This is a genomic window from Roseovarius aquimarinus (assembly GCF_043661195.1).
Classification (GTDB): domain Bacteria; phylum Pseudomonadota; class Alphaproteobacteria; order Rhodobacterales; family Rhodobacteraceae; genus Roseovarius; species Roseovarius aquimarinus.
In genome coordinates this window covers 469055-490971 of the sequence record NZ_JBIHMM010000001.1, presented here as the reverse complement: position 1 = coordinate 490971, position 21917 = coordinate 469055, and the positions used below count along the sequence as shown (strand labels likewise).

Annotated in this window: 23 protein-coding genes and 2 tRNA genes; 13 read left to right on the top strand and 12 right to left on the bottom strand. The window is 67.2% G+C overall.

Annotation, left to right across the window (positions count from 1 at the left end; translation table 11 throughout):
• Positions 1 to 120: 120 nt before the first annotated feature.
• Complete coding sequence (locus ACGRVM_RS02355) at positions 121 to 1659, bottom strand: helicase HerA-like domain-containing protein (RefSeq protein WP_377169073.1); 1539 nt, start codon at positions 1657 to 1659, stop codon at positions 121 to 123.
• Between the two features lie 510 nt (positions 1660 to 2169).
• Here ACGRVM_RS02355 and ACGRVM_RS02350 point away from each other — a divergent pair.
• Complete coding sequence (locus ACGRVM_RS02350; protein ID WP_377169075.1) at positions 2170 to 2877, top strand: invasion associated locus B family protein; 708 nt, start codon at positions 2170 to 2172, stop codon at positions 2875 to 2877.
• A gap of 91 nt (positions 2878 to 2968) precedes the next feature.
• Positions 2969 to 3637 (top strand): glutathione S-transferase family protein, encoded by a 669-nt coding sequence (locus ACGRVM_RS02345; protein ID WP_377169077.1) that lies wholly within the window; start codon positions 2969 to 2971, stop codon positions 3635 to 3637.
• On the opposite strand, the gene ACGRVM_RS02340 is transcribed toward ACGRVM_RS02345, so the two are convergent.
• From ACGRVM_RS02340 to ACGRVM_RS02325, 4 genes are read right to left on the bottom strand one after another with little or no spacing between them, the layout of a single operon-like run.
• A complete protein-coding gene (locus ACGRVM_RS02340) occupies positions 3634 to 4845 on the bottom strand; it encodes a beta-ketoacyl-[acyl-carrier-protein] synthase family protein (protein WP_377169079.1) in 1212 nt (403 codons plus the stop codon). The two genes, ACGRVM_RS02345 and ACGRVM_RS02340, sit on opposite strands and share 4 nt — an antisense overlap.
• Complete coding sequence (locus ACGRVM_RS02335; protein ID WP_377169081.1) at positions 4842 to 5099, bottom strand: acyl carrier protein; 258 nt, start codon at positions 5097 to 5099, stop codon at positions 4842 to 4844. The genes ACGRVM_RS02340 and ACGRVM_RS02335 overlap by 4 nt, the downstream gene beginning before the upstream one ends.
• A gap of 31 nt (positions 5100 to 5130) precedes the next feature.
• Entirely contained in the window at positions 5131 to 6222 is a 1092-nt protein-coding gene (lpxD, locus tag ACGRVM_RS02330) for a UDP-3-O-(3-hydroxymyristoyl)glucosamine N-acyltransferase (RefSeq protein ID WP_377169083.1), read from the bottom strand.
• 43 nt (positions 6223 to 6265) lie between these two features.
• Positions 6266 to 7888 carry a L,D-transpeptidase family protein gene (locus ACGRVM_RS02325; protein WP_377169085.1) on the bottom strand — a complete coding sequence of 541 codons (1623 nt, stop codon included), beginning with the start codon at positions 7886 to 7888 and terminating at the stop codon, positions 6266 to 6268.
• A gap of 338 nt (positions 7889 to 8226) precedes the next feature.
• On the opposite strand from ACGRVM_RS02325, the gene ACGRVM_RS02320 reads away from it, so the two are divergent.
• The 3 genes from ACGRVM_RS02320 (at position 8227) to ACGRVM_RS02310 (ending at position 10064) form a co-directional block, all read left to right on the top strand.
• Entirely contained in the window at positions 8227 to 8796 is a 570-nt protein-coding gene (locus ACGRVM_RS02320; protein ID WP_377169087.1) for a YcbK family protein, read from the top strand.
• 78 nt (positions 8797 to 8874) lie between these two features.
• A tRNA-Gly gene (locus ACGRVM_RS02315) sits at positions 8875 to 8948 on the top strand.
• 57 nt (positions 8949 to 9005) lie between these two features.
• Positions 9006 to 10064: an AbrB family transcriptional regulator gene (locus ACGRVM_RS02310; protein WP_377169089.1), complete on the top strand. Its 1059-nt coding sequence runs from the start codon at positions 9006 to 9008 to the stop codon at positions 10062 to 10064.
• Here ACGRVM_RS02310 and ACGRVM_RS02305 read toward each other — a convergent pair whose 3' ends face one another.
• The 3 genes from ACGRVM_RS02305 to ACGRVM_RS02295 are packed head-to-tail and all read right to left on the bottom strand — an operon-like array spanning position 10065 to position 13105.
• Positions 10065 to 11888, bottom strand: coding sequence for an ABC-F family ATP-binding cassette domain-containing protein (locus tag ACGRVM_RS02305; protein WP_377169091.1), 1824 nt, complete (start codon positions 11886 to 11888; stop codon positions 10065 to 10067).
• Between the two features lie 8 nt (positions 11889 to 11896).
• Positions 11897 to 12631 carry a GNAT family N-acetyltransferase gene (locus tag ACGRVM_RS02300; protein ID WP_377169093.1) on the bottom strand — a complete coding sequence of 245 codons (735 nt, stop codon included), beginning with the start codon at positions 12629 to 12631 and terminating at the stop codon, positions 11897 to 11899.
• Positions 12632 to 12643: 12 nt separating this feature from the next.
• Entirely contained in the window at positions 12644 to 13105 is a 462-nt protein-coding gene (locus tag ACGRVM_RS02295) for an outer membrane protein assembly factor BamE (RefSeq protein WP_377169095.1), read from the bottom strand.
• An 88-nt stretch (positions 13106 to 13193) separates the two neighbouring features.
• Between ACGRVM_RS02295 and ACGRVM_RS02290 the strand changes: the two genes are divergently transcribed.
• The 8 genes from ACGRVM_RS02290 (at position 13194) to ACGRVM_RS02255 (ending at position 19158) form a co-directional block, all read left to right on the top strand.
• Positions 13194 to 13778 carry a YceD family protein gene (locus tag ACGRVM_RS02290; RefSeq protein WP_377169097.1) on the top strand — a complete coding sequence of 195 codons (585 nt, stop codon included), beginning with the start codon at positions 13194 to 13196 and terminating at the stop codon, positions 13776 to 13778.
• Between the two features lie 185 nt (positions 13779 to 13963).
• Positions 13964 to 14170, top strand: coding sequence for a 50S ribosomal protein L32 (rpmF, locus tag ACGRVM_RS02285; RefSeq protein WP_377169099.1), 207 nt, complete (start codon positions 13964 to 13966; stop codon positions 14168 to 14170).
• Between the two features lie 81 nt (positions 14171 to 14251).
• Positions 14252 to 15505 carry a phosphate acyltransferase PlsX gene (plsX, locus tag ACGRVM_RS02280; protein WP_377169101.1) on the top strand — a complete coding sequence of 418 codons (1254 nt, stop codon included), beginning with the start codon at positions 14252 to 14254 and terminating at the stop codon, positions 15503 to 15505.
• Complete coding sequence (locus ACGRVM_RS02275) at positions 15502 to 16476, top strand: beta-ketoacyl-ACP synthase III (RefSeq protein ID WP_377169103.1); 975 nt, start codon at positions 15502 to 15504, stop codon at positions 16474 to 16476. Before plsX ends, ACGRVM_RS02275 begins: the two co-directional genes overlap by 4 nt.
• Positions 16477 to 16587: 111 nt before the next feature.
• Positions 16588 to 16890: an integration host factor subunit alpha gene (ihfA, locus tag ACGRVM_RS02270; protein WP_377169105.1), complete on the top strand. Its 303-nt coding sequence runs from the start codon at positions 16588 to 16590 to the stop codon at positions 16888 to 16890.
• Between the two features lie 3 nt (positions 16891 to 16893).
• Positions 16894 to 17814: a MerR family transcriptional regulator gene (locus tag ACGRVM_RS02265; RefSeq protein WP_377169107.1), complete on the top strand. Its 921-nt coding sequence runs from the start codon at positions 16894 to 16896 to the stop codon at positions 17812 to 17814.
• 68 nt (positions 17815 to 17882) lie between these two features.
• A tRNA-Pro gene (locus tag ACGRVM_RS02260) sits at positions 17883 to 17959 on the top strand.
• A gap of 122 nt (positions 17960 to 18081) precedes the next feature.
• Positions 18082 to 19158, top strand: coding sequence for a 2'-deoxycytidine 5'-triphosphate deaminase (locus tag ACGRVM_RS02255; RefSeq protein WP_377169109.1), 1077 nt, complete (start codon positions 18082 to 18084; stop codon positions 19156 to 19158).
• Between the two features lie 15 nt (positions 19159 to 19173).
• On the opposite strand, the gene ACGRVM_RS02250 is transcribed toward ACGRVM_RS02255, so the two are convergent.
• The 4 genes from ACGRVM_RS02250 to nagZ form a co-directional block, all read right to left on the bottom strand.
• Positions 19174 to 19380, bottom strand: a complete 207-nt coding sequence (locus ACGRVM_RS02250; protein WP_377169111.1) for a hypothetical protein — start codon at positions 19378 to 19380, stop codon at positions 19174 to 19176.
• Positions 19381 to 19450: 70 nt separating this feature from the next.
• A complete protein-coding gene (gene scpB, locus ACGRVM_RS02245; protein WP_377170034.1) occupies positions 19451 to 20068 on the bottom strand; it encodes an SMC-Scp complex subunit ScpB in 618 nt (205 codons plus the stop codon).
• 43 nt (positions 20069 to 20111) lie between these two features.
• The gene (locus ACGRVM_RS02240) at positions 20112 to 20906 is read right to left on the bottom strand and encodes a segregation and condensation protein A (RefSeq protein ID WP_377169113.1); all 795 of its coding nucleotides are present in this window, start codon (positions 20904 to 20906) and stop codon (positions 20112 to 20114) included.
• Positions 20896 to 21906 carry a beta-N-acetylhexosaminidase gene (nagZ, locus tag ACGRVM_RS02235; protein WP_377169115.1) on the bottom strand — a complete coding sequence of 337 codons (1011 nt, stop codon included), beginning with the start codon at positions 21904 to 21906 and terminating at the stop codon, positions 20896 to 20898. The genes ACGRVM_RS02240 and nagZ overlap by 11 nt, the downstream gene beginning before the upstream one ends.
• Between the last annotated feature and the right edge of the window lie 11 nt (positions 21907 to 21917).

Below are 21917 nucleotides of genomic sequence, written 5' to 3'. Positions count from 1 at the left end.
CTGTCGTCTTGCGGCTGACCATTTCGGCTGCCTCCCTTTATGGGTTATGATTGTTGACTGCTCGGCGACGATCATAGCCCCAAGCGTGTCAATATGCCAGCTTTACCTTCAAATGCAGGCTCAGCGCCCTTTGAAGAGCCCGCCCAGAATGCCCCTGACGAGACGCCGTCCGGTTGTCCCCTGAAGCTCCTTGAGAAGCGCGCCGGTGAGCGCCTCGCCGAAACCGCCCTCGCTCTCGCGCCGCGCGCTCGAGCGTGCGGTCCGGCTTCCGGAATAGCGCCGCCCGGCATTGAATTCGCGCTCCGCCACCGATTGCGCCTCGGCGGCGTCTTCGGCTTCGGCGGCCTCGGCGGCCGCGGCCTCGGCGCGCGATTTCAGCATCTCGTAGGCCGACTCGCGATCGACGCGGGTCTCGTATTTTCCGGCGGCTGGGGACGAAGCCTGCGCCGCGCGGCGCGCGGCGGCGTCGATCGGCCCGAGTTTCGAGGAGGGCGGACGAATGAGCGTGCGCTCGACCACGCCCGGCACGCCCTTGTCCTCGAGCATGGAGGTCACGGCCTCGCCCACGCCGACATCGCGGATCGCGTCCACCGTCTCGAAACGCGCATTGGGCCGATAGGTCTCGGCGGCGCGGCTGAGCGCCTTTCGGTCGCGCGCGGTGAAGGCACGCAGCGCATGCTGCACCCGGTTGCCGAGCTGGCCCAGAATATCCTCGGGCACGTCATCGGGGTTCTGCGTGATGAAATAGATGCCGACGCCCTTGGAGCGGATGAGCCGCGCCACCTGCTCGACCTTGTCGACCAACGCCTTGGGCGCATCGTCGAAGAGCAGATGCGCCTCGTCGAAGAAAAAGACGAGCTTGGGCTTGTCCGGATCGCCCACCTCGGGCAGCGTCTCGAAAAGCTCGGAGAGCAGCCACAGAAGGAAGGTGGCATAGAGCCGGGGCGAGCCCATCAGCTTGTCCGCCGCGAGGATGTTGATCTGCCCGCGCCCGTCCGCGCCGACATGCATCAGATCACCCAGCTCGAGCGCCGGTTCTCCGAAAAGTTCGGCGCCGCCCTGGTTCTCGAGCACCATCAGCTGGCGCTGGATCGCGCCCACGGACTGCGTCGAGACATTGCCGTAGCGCAGCGACAGCGCATCGCGGTTCTCGCCCACCCAGACCAGCAGCGCCTGAAGGTCCTTGAGATCGAGGAGCGGCATGCCCTCCTCGTCGGCGACGCGAAAGGCGATGTTCATGACACCCTCCTGCGCCTCGCTGAGCTCCATCAGGCGGCTGAGGAGAAGCGGCCCCATCTCGGCCAGCGTGGTGCGCACGGGGTGGCCCTGTTCCCCGAAGAGGTCCCAGAAGGTGACGGGAAAGGCGTCATAGCCGTAATCCGCGAGGCCGATCTTCTCGGCGCGGCTGGTGAAGGCGCCGTGCAGCTTGAAGCTCTCGCTCCCGGCTTCGGCGAGACCCGAGAGATCGCCCTTCACGTCCGACAGGAAGACCGGCACGCCGGCGGCGGAAAAACCCTCGGCCAGGATCTGCAAGGTCACCGTCTTGCCCGTGCCCGTGGCCCCGGCGATCAGCCCGTGACGATTGGCGTATTTCAGAGCGAGGCGCTGCGCCTCGGAATAGTCCGGCCCGCCGCCGCCGATGAAAATGCTGCCCGTCATGCGTCTCGATCCCCCAAATCGCCGCGCGGCTCAAAAACCGCGCCGCGTGACCATACAATCTTAACCTTTCCCCGCCAGTATCAAATTCGTCCCCGCGCGCATGTCCTCCTTGCGGCGGGGCCATGTCCTCCCTGTCAGACTGGCCGCGCTCGTTGTGAGTGCGGCCTTTTTTCGGGCCACCGTGGCGCGCATTTCTCCGGCCGGCAATCATGTCGGAAAGCTGCCTTATTTTGACTGTTGACGACGATTCTCCGCTGTCGTAGCGTTCACTGCAATTATTAAGTCGGCCAAGTCCGGCAGGGAGATCACGGAAGAAGGGGCCAGCCGGCCCCTTTTTCTATGCGCAGAGGCTTCGTGCCGGGTTTTGTCCCTGCTCCGAGCGCGCTTGCGGAAATCCGCTATGAGGCGGACGGCGCCGCGAAATTTGGCCCTGACAGTGCCCGCGCGTCATGTTAGATGCGCCGGGACGCCCGGAGTGATCCGGGAAACTTCAAGCATGAAGGGGACATTATGCCCAACTCGATTTCCATCCTGACCCTTGCCGCCGCTCTGGGCCTCGCGGGCGCCGCGATGGCGCAGGACACGGCCGTAGAGCCCGAAGCCGACAGCGCCGCCGAAACCGCGGCGGAGACGGCCACCGATGCCGCTCCCGAGGGCGCGGAGAGCACCGAAGCCGCCGAAGGCACCGAGGCCGAGGCGGGCGAGGATGCCGCGGCCGATGGCGCGGGCAACGCCTTCTCGACGGGCCGCGAAGTCTCGGACGAGGAGCCGCCCGTCTATGTCAAGGAGCAGTTCGGCGATTGGAACCTGCGCTGCTTCCGCAACCCCGATGGCGAAGACCCCTGCCAGCTTTACCAGTTGCTGCGCGAGGAAGGCGGCAATCCCGTGGCCGAGTTCAGCGTCTTCCGCATCGAGGGTCAGGAGCCTGCCGTGGCGGGTGCGACGGCGATCGTGCCGCTGGTCACGCTGCTGACCGAGGAGCTGAAGCTGTCGGTCGATGGCGGCACCGCCAAGAGCTATCCCTACCGCGTCTGCACCGAGGCCGGCTGCGTCGCGCAGATGGGCCTGACGCAGGCCGATGTCGACCAGTTCAAGCGCGGCGCCACGGCGCAGATCACGCTGGTCCCGGCGCAGGCGCCAGACCAGAAGGTGCGCATCAACGTCTCGCTGAGTGGCTTCACCGCAGGCTATGAGGCCGTGGGCGAATTTACCGAGTAAGCGACGCTTTGTCAGCGGAGCGAAGGGCGCGCCGAGTGGCGCGCCCTTTTTCGTTGCGGTGGCCCCTGCCCTAGTTATCCTTGCGCGCATCATGATGGGAGAGGCGCCGATGGATCGCGGGATCGTGCTGCACGGCTATCGCTACAGCGTCTATACCCGCGCGGTGCGCATCGCGCTGGAATGCAAGGGACTCGACTACGAGACCGTGGAGGTCGATCCTTTCGATGCGCCGGATCCGGCCTATCTGGCGCTCCACCCGTTCGGCCGGGTGCCGGTGCTCGTGCATGGCGCGTTCCGCATTTTCGAGACGCGTGCGATCGGCTCCTATATCGACCGGGCGTTCGATGGACCGCCCCTGCATCCCGCCGCCGCCGAGGCCCATGCGCGGATGGAGCAGGTCATGAGCATCGTCGACAGCTACGGCTATTGGCCGATGGTGCGCCAAGTCTTCGCGCAGCGGGTGTTTCAGCCGCTCGAGGGCGGCGCGCCGGATGAGGCACAGATCGCCGAGGGGTTGGCCGCCGCGCGCCCCGTGCTCTCGGCGCTCGATGCCATCGCGGGCGAGGGCCATGTGCTCGGCGGGCGCGATATCACCCTCGCCGATTGCCATTTGGCGCCCATGATCGACTACTTCCTGCGCGCCGTCGAAGGGCGCGCGGCGCTCAAAGGTCATCCCAATCTCTGCCGTTGGTGGGACAAGCTGTCCGCCCTGCCCCAGATCCGCGCGACGGACCCCGGCCTGCCGGCAATGCCCGGCTAGACAGCCCGCCGCAGCGCGATCACCGCATTGAGGCCGCCGAAGGCGAAGGCATTGCTGAGCGCCGCATCGACACGGGCCTCACGGGCCTCGTTCGGGACGACATCCAACGGACAGTCGGGATCGGGTTCGGCGTAGCCGATGGTGGGCGCGATCACGCCGTCGCGCAGGGCCATGATGCAGGCCAGAAGCTCGACCGCGCCGGTGCCGCCGATCAGATGCCCGTGCATGGATTTCGTCGACGAGATCATGAGCCGCGCGGCATGCGCGCCGAACGCATCGGCCACGGCGCCGCATTCGGTGCGGTCGTTCGCGGTCGTCCCCGTGCCGTGGGCGTTGATATAACCGATCTCCTCGGGGGCGATGCGTGCATTGGCGAGCGCGCCCGCGATGGTGCGCGCCGCCCCTTCGCGCGAGGGCATCACGATGTCGGACGCGTCCGAGCCCATCGCGTAGCCCGCGATCTCGGCCAGTATCTCGGCACCGCGCGCGCGGGCGTGCTCCAATTCCTCGAACACGAAGATGCCCGCGCCCTCGCCCTGCACCATGCCGTTGCGGTTCGCCGAGAAGGGCCGGCAGCCATCCTTGGACATGACACGCAGCCCTTCCCAGGCCTTCACGCCGCCGAAGCAGAGCATCGCCTCGGAGCCGCCGGTGACCATCACCGGCGCCATGCCGCTCTGAACCATCTGGAACGCCTGCGCCATCGCGTGATTCGAGGAGGCGCAGGCCGAAGAGACCGTGAAGCTGGGGCCGCGCAGACCCCATGTCATCGACACGTGGCCCGCCGCCGCGTTGTTCATCAGCTTCGGCACCACAAGAGGATGAACGCGGTTCTTCCCCTCCTCGTAGACGGCGCGGTAATTCTCGTCCGTTGTGGTCATGCCGCCGCCGGAATTGCCGAGGATCACGCCCGCGCGGAGCGACAGCTCCTCGGTGAATTCGATGCCCGATTGCCCGATCGCCTCGCGCGCGGCGATCAGCGCGAATTGCGTGAAACGGTCATAGAGCGCGAGGTCCTGCCGCGCGAAAGCGGTCTCGGGATCGTAATCCTTGATCTGCCCGCCGATCTGGATGCCAAGCCGCTCGACATCGCGGATCTCGAGCGGGCCGATCCCGCAGCGCCCCTCGCGCATCGCGGCAAGGGTCGAGGGCACGTCCCGCCCCAGCGCGTTGATCGTGCCGGCGCCGGTGATGACCACCCGCTTCACGACTGCTCGGCCACCAGGCGCTGCACATTGGCCACGATGGAGCCGACCGTGGAGATGTCGAAATCGCCCGCCGTCGGCTCGTTGGCGTTGAAAGGCACGTTGATGTCGAAGGCTTCCTCGATGGCGAAGATGCTCTCCACGAGGCCGAGACTGTCGACACCAAGATCCTCGAGGGTCGAGTCGAGCGTCACATCCGAAGGCTCGAGCATCGCCTGCTCGGCGATGATGGCGATGACGCGATCGGGTATGCTCATATCCCGGCCCTCCTCGGATGCTGGCATGGATTTAGTCACTCTGCCCGTCCTTTGAAACAGATTTCTTGAGCTGTGCGACATCCGCCACCAGCCTGCCGAGGCGGCGCAGATTCTTGTACATGTCGATATGCGCGTCCATCTTCATCGCCGGATAGCCGAGGATCACGCGCCCCGCCGGCACGTTGCTGAGGATCTTGGTGCCGCCGCCCGCGATCACGTTGTCGCCCACGAAAAGATTGTCGCCCACGCCGACCTGTCCCGCGAGCACGACATTGTTGCCGATCCGCGTCGAGCCCGCGATGCCGACGAGGCCGCACAGGAGCGTGTCGGTGCCGACGACCACGTTATGCGCGACCATGACGAGCGTGTCGATCTTGGTGCGATCGCCGATCACCGTGTCGCGCACCGTGCCGCGGTCGATGGCGGCATTGGCGCCCACCTCGACATCATCGCCGAGCCGCACGGAGCCGAGGCTGTGAATGCGCACATAGGATTGCGCGGCCGCATCGCCCTGATCGCCGAGCGTCTCGCGCACCGACTCGACGCCCGATTTCTCGGGCGTGACGAAGCTGAAGCCGTCGCCGCCGATCACCGCGCCGGGATTGAGGATGACGCGCGCGCCGATACGGACGCGGGCCGCGATGCGCGCCCCCTCGCGAATGAGCCCGCCCTCGGCGATCCGCGCGTCCGCGCCGATGCTGACCTGCGGCCCGATCCGCGTGCCCGCGCCGATGCTGGCCCCCGCTCCGATCACCGTCAGCGGGCCGACATGCACGCCCTCGCCCAGCACCGCGCTCTCGTGGATCACCGCCGAGGGGTGGATGCCCTCGCCCCAACCCTCGCCCAGATCCATCATCGCGGTCAGGCCCGACATGGCATAGCGCGGGCGCGGCGCCACGATGGCGGCCTCGAGCCCCAGCGCCTGCCAATCGGCCCCCTCCCAGATCAGCGCGGCGCGAGCGCGCCCCTTGGGCAGCGCCTCGGCATATTCGGGCTTGGTCGCGAGCGCGAGCTGGTCCGGCCCGGCATCCGCAGGCTCGGCCAGGGCCGTTACGGAAATAGCTCCGTCTCCCAATGCCTTGGCGCCGAGCGCCTTTGCGATTTCCGCGATTGTATAGGACATGCACGCACCCCTTCAGCGATCTCTCGGCCTGGCGCGGCGATATCTATCCCTGAATGGCGGGCAGCGAAACCCCTGCCTGTTGCAGGGCCTCCCAGATCCGCGCATCGCGCCCGTAGATGTCGGGGCGATACTGCACGGGGCCTTTGGCGGGCACGGTCGCGGTGCGGTAGATGATATGCACCGGCACCTCCTCTTCCAGATCGACCCGCGTCTGGCGGCCCGAATTCAGGATGCGGTCGAAATAGCCCTTGGCGTCGGCTTGCTGCGGCGCGAGCAGCTCGTAGGCGAAGTCGAAGGGCTGCTGAAGCCGGATGCACCCGTGGCTGAAGGCACGCACATTGCGGTTGAAGAGATCCTTGGACGGCGTGTCGTGAAGGTAGATGTTGTACTTGTTCGGGAACATGAACTTCACCAGCCCCAGCGCATTGCGGTCCGAAGGCGGCTGCTTGAGCGCGAAGGGGAAGGTCCGCGCCGTGTAGGCATTGAAATTCACGTTGGCGCGGCTCACTTCCTGCCCGCGCGAATTGAAGAGCTTCAGATGGCTCGCCGCGCCGCGATTGCGCTGCATCTGCGGCAGGTATTCCTTGACGGTGATCGAGCGCGGCACATGCCAGACGGGATTGATCTCCATGTATTCCATCACATCCGAGAACTCCGGACTGCGCTGGCCCGCCGTGTCCTTGCCGATCACGGCGCGCGTCTCGAAGGTGAGGCGATCATCATCCATGATGCGGGCGGTGAAATCGGCGAGGTTCACCAGAACATGCCTCTTGCCGCGCGGCTTGTTGAGCCAGCGCTCGCGCTCCATCGCGACATGGATCATCGGCAGGCGGTCCGAGATGGGGCGGTTAATCTCGGTCATGGTGCTCGCGCCCGCCGTGCCATCGGCGACAAGTCCATGCGCCGCCTGGAAAGCCTGCACTGCCTGCTGCATCGCGATGTCATAGGTGGCCGACGCCGTCCGCTCGAGATAGCCCATGCGCATCAGCCGGTTGCGCAACGCGACCACGGCCGCGCCGCTCTGGCCCGGCGCGAGCGAGGCCGCGGGAACTGTCGGCCCCCAGCCGCCCGCGTCCAGAAGCCGCTCGAGCCGCTGCTTTTCCCGGATGAGGCGGCCGTATTCGCCCGATTTCGGCGTGAGGCCACGGAAGAAGCCGGCAGGCGGGCCATCGCTTGCGGCGAAACTTGTTAGGAGCTCCTCGTCGCTGCGCAGCGGAATCTCCCGCACGATATCCTCGACCACGCGCGACGGCGTCAGCATGCCGGTATGAAGATCATGCGCCAAGCGCAGGAAAACACGTGACAATTCGATCTCGACAAGGCCAAGGTCGCGCGGCGTGCGCGCGGCCTTCATACGCGCCAACAGCCCGTCGGCATCATAGCGGCTCGCCGGAAGGCCATGGGCGGGCGCCTCGGTGATGGCCTGCATCAGGGCCTGCCGCCGCGCGAGCCCGAGCGGGGTCTGCGCGGTCCAGATCGGCTCGAACCCGGTTGCGCGGTAGTGCGCCGCGAGGCCGTCCTCGCGCGACGCGCCTTCCGCCACCGCCTGCTTGAACGCGGTCACGCCGGCCTGCGACGGCTGCGGCGCCGCCGCGATCATGAGCGCGGCGAGCGCGGGCAGAACGGCGCGCCGGGCGCGCGTCTGGAACATGGCGGCAATGGTCATCGGGTCCCCCGGAATTTCAAAGACTTGCCTCCAGTCATCCGGCGGAATGCCGATTTGTCCATGAAATTCTGCGTCATCCCGCCCGCTTCCGCGCGCCTGCGGCACGCGCGCATCAGCGCCATGACCATCGCCCTTTCAGTGCCTCGGGCGGTGGCGCCGATGCCACGTGCGGGCCGAAATGCGCGGATTTGCGCCGAAATCCGTTGCGAACGGAAAAAATGGGAACCTGCGTCTTGGTTGCCGAATCTTAATGTGCCATAGCTAGGCTCGCATCTGGGGGATGACGAACGCCCGCGCCAAGCGGGGGCAGAACTTTGAAGCGACGGACAGGCAGATCAATGACCACTTCCAACTCGACCAGCCTGTCGCGGCGTGCGCTACTGGGCGCGTTCGCGGCAACCGCACTCGTTGCGGCCCCAACCAGCGGAAACGCATTCGGCTTTCTTCGCGGAGCGGGCGACATTCGCCGCCTGCGCATGGTCTCGCCCCGCACGGGCGAGAAGATCGACACGATCTATTGGATCGAAGGCGAATACATCCGCGACGCGGTGAACGAGATTTCGGCCTTCATGCGCGACTGGCGCACGAATGACGTCAAGGGCATCGACCTTCGCACGATCGACATCATGACGGCCGCGCACAACCTTCTGGACACGTCAGAGCCCTACACGCTCCTGTCGGGCTATCGCAGCCCGCAGACGAATTCGATGCTGCGCAGCCGCTCGGGCGGCGTCGCCAAGAACTCGCTCCACCTCAAGGGTCAGGCGGCGGACCTGCGCCTCGGCTCGCGCTCGGTCACCCAGATGGGCCGCGCCGCGATGGCCTGCCGCGCAGGCGGCGTGGGCAAGTACTCGCGCTCGAACTTCGTTCATATGGATTGCGGCGCGGTGCGCAGCTGGGGCGGCTGAGGCCTCCCTTGCGCGCCTGCGCATCCCACCTTTTCACCTTGAATCCCGCCCACCCTTGGTGCTACCAGATCAGGCGCGGCGGGTATGGTGAAAAGGTATCACGGCAGCTTCCCAAGCTTTAGTTACGGGTTCGATTCCCGTTACCCGCTCCACCGACATTCTCAGTGGAGGCATCGTCGGCAAAGCGCCGCGGTGACGCAAGTTTTTCCATGACAGTCCTAGCCCGCCTCGCCGTAACGCTCGCCCTTCTGGGCTATGCCGGAGCCGCGGGCGTCATCGCGCAGCTGGCGGGCACACCCCTGCCCTTCATGCTCGGCCCGCTCATCGCGGTGGCGCTTCTTGTCTGCACGCGCGCGGGGAGGATCATTCCCGATGGATACGGCTTTCCGCAATGGGTGCGGATCGCGTTCATCTCGATCATCGGCCTCATGATCGGCGCGCAGGTGACGCCCGCGCTTTTCGAGAATGCGCCCCGCCTCATGCTGAGCCTCGGCGCACTGACGGCCTTCGTGGTGATCGCGCTCGGCGGCAATTATCTCCTCTTCCGCAGGCTCGGCGGCTATGATCGCCCGACCGCCTTCTTCTCGGCGGCGCCAGGCGGGCTTTACGAGAGCATCGCGCTCGGAGAAGCGGCGGGGGCGGACCTGCCGCGGCTGATGACCCAGCAATTCCTGCGCATCGTCTTCGTGGTGAGCGTTCTGCCCATCGCCGTCTCGCTTCATCTCGGTCAGCCGGTGGGCAGCGCGGCGGGCGTGTCGATGGCGCATGGCCCCGTGCCGTGGAGCGCGCTGCCCTGGCTTTTGCTTGCGGGCATCGCCGGCTGGCTCATGGGCCGCGCGCTGCGCCTGCCCGCCCCGCAGCTTACCGGGCCGCTCGCCGTCGCCGCCGCTCTCAACCTCGCGGGGCTCGTGCATCTCGACGTGCCTACATGGCTCGTCAATCTGGCGCAGGTGGTGATCGGCACCGCGCTCGGCATGCGGTTCGCGGGGATCGGGCGCGGCATGCTCCTGAAGGGCGCCGCGCTTGCCGGTGTCTCGGGCGCGTTCATGCTCGTGCTCGCGGGCGTCTTCGCGCTGCTGCTGATGCCCCATATGGGCGAAGGCTTCGACACGCTTCTCATCAGCTACGCGCCCGGGGGCGTGACGGAAATGGGCCTGATCGCGCTCAGCCTCGCCGCGAACCCGGCTTTCGTGACGATGCACCACATCCTGCGCATCCTGCTCACCGTGGTGGCGATCAGCGCCCTCGGCAGGCGTCTTCGGGCCTGATCAGCCCGCCTTCTCCTCGAGGAAGAGCCACTCTTCCTCGGCCTCGGCAAGCGCCTGCTGACGCGCGGTCAGCGCCTCGGTGGCCTTGCGGAACTTGACCGGCTCGCGCGTGAAAAGCTCGGGATCGGCCATCAGCCCTTCTAGCTTGGCGATCTCGGCCTCGAGCCGGGCGATCACGTCCGGCAATTCGGCGAGGCGGTGCTTTTCGGTGAAGCTCAGCTTCGGCGCCCGGCCCTTCTGGCTGGGCTCGGCGCTTTCCGTCTTGGTCGCAGGCCTCGGTGCGGGCGCCTTCTCGCCCTCGGCCACAGCGCCTTCGGCACGCTGGGCGCGGTAATCGCTCCAGCCGCCCGCATAGGCGACGGCGCGGCCATCCCCCTCCATCGCGATGGTCGTCGTCGCCACGCGGTCGAGGAAATCGCGGTCGTGACTGACGAGGATGATCGTGCCCTCGTAATAGTCGAGAAGCTCCTGAAGCAGATCCAGCGTCTCGATATCGAGATCGTTCGTCGGCTCGTCGAGCACCAGAAGGTTCGATTCGCGCGCCATCAGCTTGGCCAGCAGCAGCCGCGCCTTCTCGCCGCCCGAAAGAGAGCGGACCGGCGCGCGGGCCTGCGCCTCGTCGAAGAGAAATTCCTTGAGATATCCGATCACATGGCGGGGCGAGCCGCGCACGAGGATCTGATCGGCCTTCCCCGACACGCGCATCTCGGGATCGCCGGTGAGCGAATCCCACAGGCTCATGTCGGGGTCGAGCTGCGCGCGCGCCTGATCGAAGACGGCGGGCATGAGATTCGTGCCGAGGCTGACGGTGCCGCTATCCGGCGCCTCCTGCCCCAGAAGCATGTTGAGCAGCGTCGTCTTGCCGACGCCGTTCGGGCCGACAAGCGCCACACGCTCGCCGCGCAGGATCCGAAGCGAGAAGTCGCGCAGGATCACCTTGTCGCCGTAAGCCTTTGAAATGCCTTCTGCTTCGATCACCTTCTTGCCGGATTTCGGCCCCGCCTCCAGCGCCATTGCGGCAGCGCCCTGGCGCTTGATCTGGCCGGCTCGCTCGGCGCGCAGATCCTGCAGCGCGCGCACGCGGCCCTGGTTGCGCTTGCGCCGCGCGCTGATGCCTTCGACGGCCCAGCGAGCCTCGGCCTTGATCTTGCGGTTGAGCTTGTGGCGCTGCTGGTCCTCGTCTTCCCAGACCTTGTCGCGCCACTCCTCGAAATGGGTGAAGCCCTTCTCCTGCCGCCGCACCATTCCCCTGTCGATCCATAGGGTTGCACGAGTAAGCTCACGCAGGAACGCGCGGTCGTGGCTGATGAGGACATAGCCCGTCCGCGTCTCCTTGAGCGTCGTCTCGAGCCAGGCGATCGCCTCGATGTCGAGATGGTTCGTCGGCTCGTCGAGAAGCATGAGTTCGGGCGCCTCGGCCATGAGCTTGGCCAGCGCGGCGCGGCGGCGCTCGCCGCCCGACGCGGTCTCGACCGGGCGCGCGGGATCGAACTTGAGACCCTCTCCCGCCATCTCGACGCGGTAATGCTCGGAGGGATCGAGCTGGCTCGCCGCGAAATCGCCCAAGGTGGCGAAGCCGGCCATGTCGGGATCCTGCTCCATGTAACCGACCGAGGCGGCGGGCGCGATGACGCGCGTGCCCGCATCGGGCTCGACCAGCCCGGCCATGACCTTCATCAGCGTCGATTTGCCCGAGCCGTTGCGCCCCACGAGCGCGACGCGATCCCCGGGCTGAACGACCAGAGAAAGCTCCGAGAAGACGGGATCACCGCCGAAGGTCAGCGAGATATCCGAGAGTTGCAAAAGGGGGGGACGTGCGGCCATGCTGCCCGCTATCGCGCCGTGCGGGCGCCGTCAAGCGCCGCGCGCAGCCGCGCCTTGCGCGCCGCCGGAATCGCCGCGATTTCGAGGCCGGTGAAGACGTGGATCGTCCTCAATTCCGGGTCGATCACGGCATGATCGCCGATGCGCCCGCCCATGCCCAGATAGCTGCGCAAAAGCGGTGGCATGCCCGCCCGCGCCGCGTGCGCGTCATGGGGCGCGGGCGTCAGCGGCAAAGTATGGCGCGCGCGGCGTCCCGGCGCCCAGTCACCGGGCGCCAGATGCCCCGCGGCGAGCGCGGCGAAGGCCGCGCGATGCGGCGCGGGATCCGTGCCGCGAAAGGAGGTGCACCCGAAGAGAAGCCGCGTGCCGGACGCATCCACATGCGCCGCGATGGCGCCCCAGGCCGTGCGCAGGATGTCGGGATCGCGCGCGGCGGGCTGGATGCAGAACCGCCCAAGCTCGGTCATGAGGTCCGGCGCCGCGGCAAGGCGCGACAGATCGTAGAATTGCGCGGTATAGCCCCGGTCCACCTCGCCCCCCCGCAGATCGGCCAGACGGAAACAGGCCACGAGCCGATCCTCGCGCCGGTCTTCGATGAGAATATGGGTGCAGCGCGCGTCGAACGGATCGCGGTCCGGCCCGCTCAGCCCGAAGGCCGCGCCGCGCAGTGCCTGCGCCGCCGCCAGATCGCCCGGCCCGCCGGCCACCCTTGCGACATACCGCCTGTGCCCGATCACGGGCATGCTCAGCCCCTCCTAGAAGAAGTCGGCCGGGTTGATGTTGCCGATATTGCCGAGCATCTGCCGCAGGAAGCCCTTGTCCTGCACCGAATTGTCGGTGACCCGGCGCGTCAGCGGGACGATGTTGCCGTCGCGCAGATCGAACCGCTCGATATTCTGCACCACACCCTGTTGATCGAAGCTGATGGCGAGCACTTGGCGCTCGATCACCTCGGGGCGGAAGGCGCCGAAATGCTTCACGCGGCTGCGCACATAATAATAGTCACCCTCGGACAGCATGCCCGAGGCCGAGGGCGCGCCGATCACGTCATCGACCGTCGCGCGCGTGTCGACACCGGGAGCGAGCTGCATCAGGTCTTCCTCGGGCGGAACGTAGCCATGATTCTGATAGGTCGCCTGGCAGCCCGCCAAGGCCATGACGCCGACGAGACCCAGAACCCGAGCACAGGCTTTCAGCGAAAAATCGGTCCCGAACATGACTGCCCTCTTGCATCCCGGCCTTTCGGCCTTTTATCCCGCTTACAACACTACGCCCCTCGGGTTCAAGAAAGGAAGCAGGCCGCGCATGGCAAAGCCGCTCACACATCCCGCCGCGCTGCGCGTGGCCGAGTTGCCCAAGGGCACGACGCTCAGCTTCGATATCGCGCCGGACGAGGAGATGCGCCGCGCGATGGCCGAGGAGCTTGGCGTGATCTCCCTGCGCAAGGTGACGTTCCGCGGCACGCTCGCGCCTTCCGGGCGGCGCGACTGGCAGCTCGATGCGCGGCTCGGGGCCACGGCGGTTCAGGAATGCGTCGTCACGCTCGAGCCGGTGACGAGCCGGATCGATCAGGATATCCGGCGTCGCTTCTTGTCCGACATGCCGCGCGCCGCCGAGCTCGATCCGACGCCCGAGGACGGGGTCGAGATGCCCGAGGACGACACCGAGGAGCCGCTGGGCGAGGTGATCGACCTCGCGCGCGTTCTCATCGAGGCGCTGGCGCTCTCGCTGCCGGATTATCCGCGCAAGGAGGACGCCGAGCCTGTCGAGCTGCGCGCCGCCCCGCCGGGCGAGACGCCGCTCGACGACGATGCGGTCAAGCCCTTCGCGGGCCTTGCGGCGCTGCGCGCGAAGATGGGCGATGGCGGCGAGGACGACACCGGGCAATAGGGCCCGTGCACTAGCGCCACGTCACGCGCCGCATTTGCGAGAATTCGCTTGCGGGCGCGGCAATTCGCTGTATTTTCGCGCTCTCACGGGAATTGGGGGTTGAACCGGCGCCCCAAGGCGGACTATGTGCCGCACAACCTCATGGAAACAGGGCCGACGCGGCCCACAGGAATCGGGATCGCGACATGGCCGTCCAACAGAATAAAGTATCGAAATCGCGCCGCAACAATCGCCGCGCGCATGACGCCCTATCGGGCGCCAACCCCAACGAATGCCCCAACTGCGGCGAGCTGAAGCGCCCGCACCACGTTTGCTCGGCATGCGGTCATTACGCCGATCGCGAGATCATCGCGATGGCGGACGAGGTCGATCTGGACGAAGACGCGGCCTAAGCCCGCGTCGTCGCTTCGCCGCGCCCGGTCTTCCGTGCCCGGTATGTCGTGCCTGACCATTATCGAGGACGGACCGCCCGAATGACCGTGCGTCCAGACAAATCGTCGGCCGAGCCCGGCCAGACCACCGGCGGAAACACCGGCCAAAACACCGGCGAGACGCCCGGCCAGCCGAACGGCTCGTCCGGAGATACCAAATCCCTGCCGCCCGCCAAGGGCGGCGGGACTGTGCCGGGTGCCTCCCCCCTGCCCGCCGGCTTCGAAGGCCGGGTCGTCATCTCCGTCGATGCGATGGGCGGCGACATGGGGCCCGCGACGGTCGTCGCCGGCATCGCCGCAAGCGCAAAGATCAATTCCGACATCGCCTTCATCCTGCACGGCCCCGAGGCCGAGCTCGCCCCGCTCGTCGCCAGGCACAAGAGCCTCCGCGATTGCTGCGCGATCCGCGATGCGGTGGGGATCGTCACCATGAACGACAAGCCGAGCCATGTCGCCCGCCACGGCAAGGACACCTCGATGTGGTCCGCGCTCGAGGCCGTGCGCGCGGGCGAGGCGACGGTCTGCGTCTCCTGCGGCAACACCGGCGCGCTCATGCTCATGTCGGTTCTGCGCCTGCGCCGCCTTCCCGGTATCTACCGGCCCGCTATCGCGGTGATGTGGCCCTCGCGCAATCCTCAGGGCTTCAACCTTCTGATGGATGGTGGCGCCGATGTGAGCGCCGACGCCAAGGATCTCATGCAATACGCGCTGATGGGCGCCTCCTACGCGCGTAACGGCTTCGGCGTGAAGCGGCCCCGGATCGGCCTTCTCAATGTCGGCACCGAGGAGCACAAGGGTCGCGCCGAGCTGCGCGAAGCGCATGATCTCATCTCGGCCCATGCGCGCGGCGCGGATTTCGATTTCGTCGGCTTCGTCGAGGGGCGCGATTTGCCCGGGGATACGGTGGACGTGATCGTGACCGATGGCTTCACGGGCAATGTCGCGCTCAAGACCGGCGAAGGCACGGCCACGCTGATCGCGGATCTGCTGCGCGAGGCGTTCCGCTATTCGATCCTCTCGCGGTTCGCCGCGCTTCTCGCCTACCCGTCGCTGCGCCGCCTGAAAAAGCGGATCGACCCGCGCCGCGTCAACGGCGGCGTCTTTCTCGGCCTCAACGGCACGGTCGTCAAATCGCACGGCGCGGCGGACGCGACGGGCGTTTCTGCGGCGGTCAAGCTGGCCTACCAGCTCACCCTCACCGGATTTTCCGAGAAACTGGCGAGCCGCGTCGCCTCGGCCACGGTCTCGATCGGAGATGACGAGGACGACAAACCCGCGCCGGAGGTCACCGCATGATCCGCCGCGCCGTTCCCCTCGGGATCGGGCATTACCTGCCCGACCGCATCGTGCCCAACAGCCATTTCGAGTCTCTCGTCGACACGTCCGACGAGTGGATCCGCACCCGCTCGGGGATCGAGCGGCGCCATTTCGCGTCCGAGGGCCAGACGACATCGGATCTCGCCGTGCGCGCGGCGCGCGCCGCTTTGGAGAATGCCGGCATCGACGTGAGCGAGATCGACGGGATCATCGTCGCCACCTCGACGCCCGATCTCACCTTTCCCTCGGTCGGCACGATGGTGCAGGCCGAGCTGGGCATGACGCGCGGCTTCGCCTTCGATGTGCAGGCGGTCTGCGCGGGCTTCATCTATGCGCTCTGCAACGCCAACGCGATGATCGTCTCGGGCCAGGCCGACCGCCTTCTGGTCATCGGCGCCGAGACCTTCAGCCGCATCATGGACTGGACCGACCGCAGCACCTGCGTGCTCTTCGGCGATGGCGCGGGCGCGCTCATCCTCGGTGCGGAGGACGGCGCCGGCACCTCGAACGATCGCGGCATCCTCGCGACCGATCTGAATTCGGACGGGCGTTATCGCGAGATGCTCTACGTGGATGGCGGCGTGTCCACCACCGGCACCTCGGGCAAGCTGCGCATGCAGGGCAATCCGCTCTTCCGCCAGGCCGTGGACAAGCTGACCTCGACCGCCGAAGCGGCGCTGGAGAAGACCGGCGTCACGCCCGAGGACGTCGATTGGATCGTGCCACATCAGGCCAATATCCGCATCATCCAGGGCACCGCCAAGAAGATGGGGGTCCCGATGGAGCGTGTCATCCAGACCGTGCAGGACCACGGCAACACCTCCGCCGCGTCCATCCCGCTCGCGCTGTCGGTCGGCGTGGCCGATGGGCGCATCGAGCGCGGTCATCTGATTCTCAGCGAGGCCATCGGCGGCGGCCTCGCCTGGGGCGCGGTTGCGCTGCGCTGGTGAACCGGCCCGGCGGGGCGCGATCTGCGCCGTGAACTGCCTGCGCCAAGTCATTGTATTTGACTCGCAAATTTACATCACCCTATTGTCATGCAACTGCAATCGGGGGATGCGATGAGTGACAAGACATTGACGCGAATGGATTTGAGCGAGGCCATTTTCCGGGAGGTGGGTCTGTCGCGCAACGACTCGGCCCAGCTCGTGGAAGCGGTGCTCGAGCATATGTCGGACGCTCTGGTGCGCGGCGAGCAGGTCAAGATCTCGTCCTTCGGCACTTTTTCCGTCCGCGAGAAGTCGGCCCGTGTCGGGCGCAACCCCAAGACCGGCGAGGAAGTGCCCATCAACCCCCGCCGGGTTCTCAGTTTCCGCCCCTCGCACCTGATGAAGGACCGCGTGGCCGCCGGGAACAAGAGCTAGGTCATGTCCAAATCCGCGGATGCCTTTCGCACCATCAGTGAAGTCGCAGACTGGCTGGGAATTCCCGCCCATGTCCTGCGCTTCTGGGAGAGCAAGTTCAGCCAGGTGAAGCCCGTCAAGCGCGCGGGCGGGCGCCGGTATTACCGGCCGGCGGACATGCAACTCCTTGGCGGTATTCGCAAATTGCTGCATGACGAGGGCATGACCATCAAGGGCGTGCAGAAGATCATGCGGGAACAGGGCGTGCGCCATGTCGCCGCCATGTCGCCGCCGCTCGAGGCCGATCTGGAGCATGACATCGAGACGGAGGACGCGGGCATCGCGCTCGACGTCGAAGAAGAGGACGCGCCGCGCGGCGAGGTGGTGAATTTCGGACGCATGCCCGCGCCGGCGGACGTCGAAGCACCGGCAGAGCCCGCCACCGCCGAAGATGGGCCGGAGGTCGTAGCGGACGCGCCGCCCGAAGCCGCCAGCCTTCCCGGCGAGGATACAGCGACACCGGCGCATATCGCAGAAGAGGCGCCATCCGAAGACGCGCAGAGCGCAGATGCAATGGATGAGGCCGAAGAGCCTGCCGCGCCTGTCACCGCCACCCCTGCGTCCTCGGAAGATGTCCGCCCCGCCACCGCGCAGGACACCCCCGGCGAAATCGCCGCGCCCGAGCCGCCCGCCCCGCATGACGATTCGCGCGGCGGCGCCGATCTGGTCGCGCCCGAAGCGGACGCCGCGCCTCCCGCACCGCGCGTCATCGAGACCCCCGACGATCCAGCCGACGACGCAGCCGCGCCCGCCCCCGCGATCCGTCTGGCCGAGCTTGCCGCCCGCCCGAAGGCATCGCCCGAAGCTGCCGCCCGCTATGCCGAGATCGCGGCGCGGCTCGGCGCGCTGCGCAAGCGGATGGGCGACGGGCGCAAATCATCCTGATCGCTCCCGCGAAAAACTGGAATTAGCCCTTGTCGCCGCCGCCAAAACAAGTATGAAAGCGCCAGTGTCGGGCTATAGCGCAGCCTGGTAGCGCGTCCGTCTGGGGGACGGAAGGTCGCAGGTTCGAGTCCTGCTAGCCCGACCATTACCACCCTTCCCCGACAGCCTCTGGGCGCCGCTCCAGCGAAACCTTCTCAAGATTGCATCGCGGCGCCAAGGCGGCTAAACCTGCGCGACATTGCCCAGAATTTGACCGAAGGCGCAGCGATGACCGGGGTTCTTTCCAGCCAGCAACTCGAAGGCCTCATCGCGGACGGCGCCATCGCCGCCGAGCCGCCCGTGCGCGCCGAGCAGATCCAGCCCGCGAGCCTCGATCTGCGCCTCGGCCATGTCGCCTACCGCGTGCGTGCCTCGTTCCTTGCCGGAGAGGGCCGCCGCGTCGCCGATCGCCTCGCCGAGTTCGAGATGCACCGGATCGACCTCAGCGCCGGTGCGGTGCTCGAGAAGGGCTGCGTCTATGTTGTGCCGCTGATGGAGAGCCTCGCGCTGCCCGAGAGCATTCAGGCCACGGCGAATGCCAAATCCTCGACCGGGCGGCTCGATCTGCTGACGCGCGCGATCACCGATGGCGGCGCCGAGTTCGACCGCGTGCCGCCCGGCTATCACGGCCCGCTCTATGCCGAGATCTGCCCCCGCTCCTTCTCGGTTCTGGTGAGGCCCGGGATGCGGCTCAACCAGATACGGTTCAGCGGCGGCGGCGCGGCGCTCACGGATGCCGAGCTGCGCGCGCTCCACGCCGCCGAGACGCTCGTCGACAGCGATCCGGTGATCGAGGGTGGCCTCGGCTTCTCCGTCGATCTCGAGCCCGCGATGGGCACGCTCGTCGGATATCGGGCCAAGCCGCATACGGGCGTCATCGATCTCGACAATATCGGGCACTACCCGCCCGCCGAGTTCTGGGAAGAGGTGCATAGCGACCGGGGCCAGATCATTCTCGATCCCGGCGCCTTCTACATCCTCGTGAGCCGCGAGGCCGTGCATATTCCGCCCGGTTACGCCGCCGAGATGGCGCCCTATCTCGCCATGGTGGGAGAGTTCCGGGTGCATTACGCAGGCTTCTTCGATCCCGGCTTCGGGCATGGCGCGGCGGGCGGCACCGGCTCGCGCGGTGTGCTGGAGGTGCGCTGCCACGAAGCGCCCTTCGTTCTCGAGCATGGCCAGATCGTCGGGCGGCTCATCTACGAGCGCATGAGCGAGCCGCCCCGGACGCTCTACGGCGCGGGCCTGAGCTCGAACTACCAAGGCCAGGGCCTCAAACTTTCAAAGCATTTCAAGCCTGTGTAAGGCAAAGCTGAGGCGTTACATGCGCCCCATGCGCCGCGCGATCTTCATCGTGTCGCGTGCGCGTTTCTGCGCCTGTTTCGTCTCGGGCGCAGGGCCGCTCTGACCTTCCTTGCCCTTCGACATGCGCTTGCTCACCGCGCCGATCCCGGCATCGACGCCCGAGCGCATCAGGCGGCGCATGATCATGCGCATCGCCATATTGATCAACCTGTTGGCGTTCATGGCGCCCTCCTGCTGTTATCCTCGCCGCCAACATAGCACCTGACCGCGGAATTTTCACGGCCTTCCGGCGTCATTCCTCGAAAAGCTCGGTCTGATCGCCGTCATCCTCGGGCGCGCCGTCATCCTCGTCATCCTCGGATTTCGTTCCGGGCATCGACAGCGGCGGCAGGCGGCTGTCGAGAAGCCCCGCCGCGCGCAGCTCCTTGAGACCGGGCAGATCGCGCGCGCTCTCGAGCCCGAAATGGCCGAGAAAGGCGTCCGTCACGACGAAGGTCACGGGCCGGCCCGGCGTCATCCGCCGGCGCCCGAAGCGGATCCACTCCATCTCGAGGAGTTGGTCCACCGTGCCGCGGCTGACGGCGACGCCCCGGATCTCCTCGATCTCGGCGCGCGTGACGGGCTGGTGGTAGGCGATGATGGCGAGCGTTTCGATCGCGGCACGGCTCAGCTTGCGCGTCTCGACCGTCTCGCGCTCCATCAAGAAACCCAGATCGGCCGCCGTGCGCATCACATAGGCGTCGCCCACTCGTTGAAGCGTCACGCCGCGCCCCTCGTATCGGCGGCGCAGATGCACGAGCGCTTCGGCAGGATCGCATCCATGCGGCATCCGCGCCTCCAGATCGCGCACGCCGACAGGCTCGCTCGAGGCGAAAAGGATGGCTTCGACCATGCGCTCCTGCTCGGCCATGGGCGGCGCGGCAAAGAGGCTTTCCGGTTTGTCGTCAATCTCTTCAGCCACGCTCTTCACTCCGTTTGCGCAATTGGATCGGCCCGAACACCTCGCCTTGCCGCAGCTCGATGCGCCCTTCCTTGGCCAGTTCCAGCGAAGCCGCGAAGGTCGAGGCCATGGCCGAGCGGCGCCTTGCGGGATCGGTGCCGAACCCGTCGGGAAGATAGGTCGAGATATCCGTCCAGTCGCCGCCGAATCCGATCAGCCCGCGCATCCGCTCCAGCGCCTGCTCGAGCGAGAAGATCGCCTCCCGGTCCATCGCGTAGGGCCGGAATTCATCGCGCGTGCGGATGCGCGCATAGCCCTGCATGAGGTCCAGAAGCGTGGCCGTATAGCGCACCTTGCGCGTGCGTGTGACGCCCTCGGGGGAGCCGCGCCCAAAGAAATCCCGCCCGAGCTGGCCGCGCGCCATGAGCCGTGCCGCCACGTCGCACATTGCCTGAAGGCGCTCGAGCTGGAAGGCCAGATGGGCCGCCAGATCCTCGCCCGAGGGGCCTTCCTCCTCGGGGTCGGGCGGGAGCAGCAGCCGGGATTTGAGAAAGGCGAGCCAGGCGGCCATGACGAGGTAATCGGCCGCCAGCTCCAGCCGGAGTTGGCGCGCCCTTTCGACGAAGGCGAGATATTGCCGCGCGAGTTGAAGCACGGAAATCTTGCGCAGATCCACCTTCTGGGTGCGGCTCAGCGTCAGCAGCAGGTCGAGCGGCCCCTCGAAGCCGTCCACATCGACGATCAGCGCCTCGGCGGCCTGCCGCTCGGCGACGCTGCCGCGCCGCGCCTCCCATTCGTCATCCGCCATATGCAACGCCGCCGCTCATGGCGGACAGCTTTGCCTCCAGCGCAGAAATGTCAACCTCCGTGGGCGTCCGGCGCGCGGCCAGCGCCGCCTCCGCCCGCGCCTGCCCCGCCGCGTCGAGCCGTCCGGCGGCCTCCGCGACGGCGCGCCGCTCCTCGAGCGAGGCATTGCACAAAAGCGCCACGTCGCAGCCCGCGTCGAGCGACGCGCGCGTGATCTCGGTCAGAGAGCCGCTCAGCGCCTTCATCGAGATATCGTCGGTCATGATGAGCCCGCCGAAGCCGATCTCCTCGCGGATGAGGCGCATCATGCGGGGCGAGACGGTGGCCGGAAGGCTGTCGATCGCGGAGTAGACGAGATGGGCGGTCATGCCCATCGGCAGATCGTTCAGCGCCTTGAAGGGCAGGAAGTCGCAGGCGGCGAGCGCCTCGGGATCCGCATCGACGACGGGCAGATCGAGATGGCTGTCGGCCTGTGCGCGGCCGTGGCCCGGAATATGCTTGAGAACGGGCAGAACGCCGCCGTCGAGCAGCCCCTCGGCCACCGCGCGGCCCAGCTCGGCCACGCGCGCGGGATCGGTGCCATAGCAGCGATCGCGCAGGAATTCATGCGTCGCGCCGCCCGCCACATCGACGAGAGGCGCGCAATTGCTGTCGATGCCGAGCGCGTGCAGCTCATGCGCGATGAGGCGGTAGCGCAGATACATGACCTCGGCGGCATGATCGCCCGCCGCCGCGACCTGATCGAGCGGCGCGGGCCAGTCTCGCCAGAGCGGCGCGCGCAGGCGCTGCACCCGCCCGCCTTCCTGGTCGATCGTGATCGGCGCATCGCGCCCCACCGCGTCCCGCATCTCGGCGCAGATCGCGCGCACCTGGTCCGGCGTCTCGATATTGCGGCGAAAGAGGATGAAGCCGAACGGGTCCGCCTCGGCGAAGAAGCGTTTTTCCTCGGCGCTGAGGCGCGGCCCCGTGGCGTCGAGAATGGTGGCGCCGAAAATACTCATGCCGCCCTCCG

Coding starts and splice junctions, on each gene's coding strand:
- ACGRVM_RS02355 (WP_377169073.1), bottom strand. CDS start 1,659: ATGACGGGCAGCATTTTCATCGGCGGCGGCGGGCCGGACTATTCCGAG.
- ACGRVM_RS02350 (WP_377169075.1), top strand. CDS start 2,170: ATGCCCAACTCGATTTCCATCCTGACCCTTGCCGCCGCTCTGGGCCTC.
- ACGRVM_RS02345 (WP_377169077.1), top strand. CDS start 2,969: ATGATGGGAGAGGCGCCGATGGATCGCGGGATCGTGCTGCACGGCTAT.
- ACGRVM_RS02335 (WP_377169081.1), bottom strand. CDS start 5,099: ATGAGCATACCCGATCGCGTCATCGCCATCATCGCCGAGCAGGCGATG.
- lpxD (WP_377169083.1), bottom strand. CDS start 6,222: ATGTCCTATACAATCGCGGAAATCGCAAAGGCGCTCGGCGCCAAGGCA.
- ACGRVM_RS02325 (WP_377169085.1), bottom strand. CDS start 7,888: ATGACCATTGCCGCCATGTTCCAGACGCGCGCCCGGCGCGCCGTTCTG.
- ACGRVM_RS02320 (WP_377169087.1), top strand. CDS start 8,227: ATGACCACTTCCAACTCGACCAGCCTGTCGCGGCGTGCGCTACTGGGC.
- ACGRVM_RS02310 (WP_377169089.1), top strand. CDS start 9,006: ATGACAGTCCTAGCCCGCCTCGCCGTAACGCTCGCCCTTCTGGGCTAT.
- ACGRVM_RS02305 (WP_377169091.1), bottom strand. CDS start 11,888: ATGGCCGCACGTCCCCCCCTTTTGCAACTCTCGGATATCTCGCTGACC.
- ACGRVM_RS02300 (WP_377169093.1), bottom strand. CDS start 12,631: ATGCCCGTGATCGGGCACAGGCGGTATGTCGCAAGGGTGGCCGGCGGG.
- ACGRVM_RS02295 (WP_377169095.1), bottom strand. CDS start 13,105: ATGTTCGGGACCGATTTTTCGCTGAAAGCCTGTGCTCGGGTTCTGGGT.
- ACGRVM_RS02290 (WP_377169097.1), top strand. CDS start 13,194: ATGGCAAAGCCGCTCACACATCCCGCCGCGCTGCGCGTGGCCGAGTTG.
- rpmF (WP_377169099.1), top strand. CDS start 13,964: ATGGCCGTCCAACAGAATAAAGTATCGAAATCGCGCCGCAACAATCGC.
- plsX (WP_377169101.1), top strand. CDS start 14,252: ATGACCGTGCGTCCAGACAAATCGTCGGCCGAGCCCGGCCAGACCACC.
- ACGRVM_RS02275 (WP_377169103.1), top strand. CDS start 15,502: ATGATCCGCCGCGCCGTTCCCCTCGGGATCGGGCATTACCTGCCCGAC.
- ihfA (WP_377169105.1), top strand. CDS start 16,588: ATGAGTGACAAGACATTGACGCGAATGGATTTGAGCGAGGCCATTTTC.
- ACGRVM_RS02265 (WP_377169107.1), top strand. CDS start 16,894: ATGTCCAAATCCGCGGATGCCTTTCGCACCATCAGTGAAGTCGCAGAC.
- ACGRVM_RS02255 (WP_377169109.1), top strand. CDS start 18,082: ATGACCGGGGTTCTTTCCAGCCAGCAACTCGAAGGCCTCATCGCGGAC.
- ACGRVM_RS02250 (WP_377169111.1), bottom strand. CDS start 19,380: ATGAACGCCAACAGGTTGATCAATATGGCGATGCGCATGATCATGCGC.
- scpB (WP_377170034.1), bottom strand. CDS start 20,068: ATGGCCGAGCAGGAGCGCATGGTCGAAGCCATCCTTTTCGCCTCGAGC.
- ACGRVM_RS02240 (WP_377169113.1), bottom strand. CDS start 20,906: ATGGCGGATGACGAATGGGAGGCGCGGCGCGGCAGCGTCGCCGAGCGG.
- nagZ (WP_377169115.1), bottom strand. CDS start 21,906: ATGAGTATTTTCGGCGCCACCATTCTCGACGCCACGGGGCCGCGCCTC.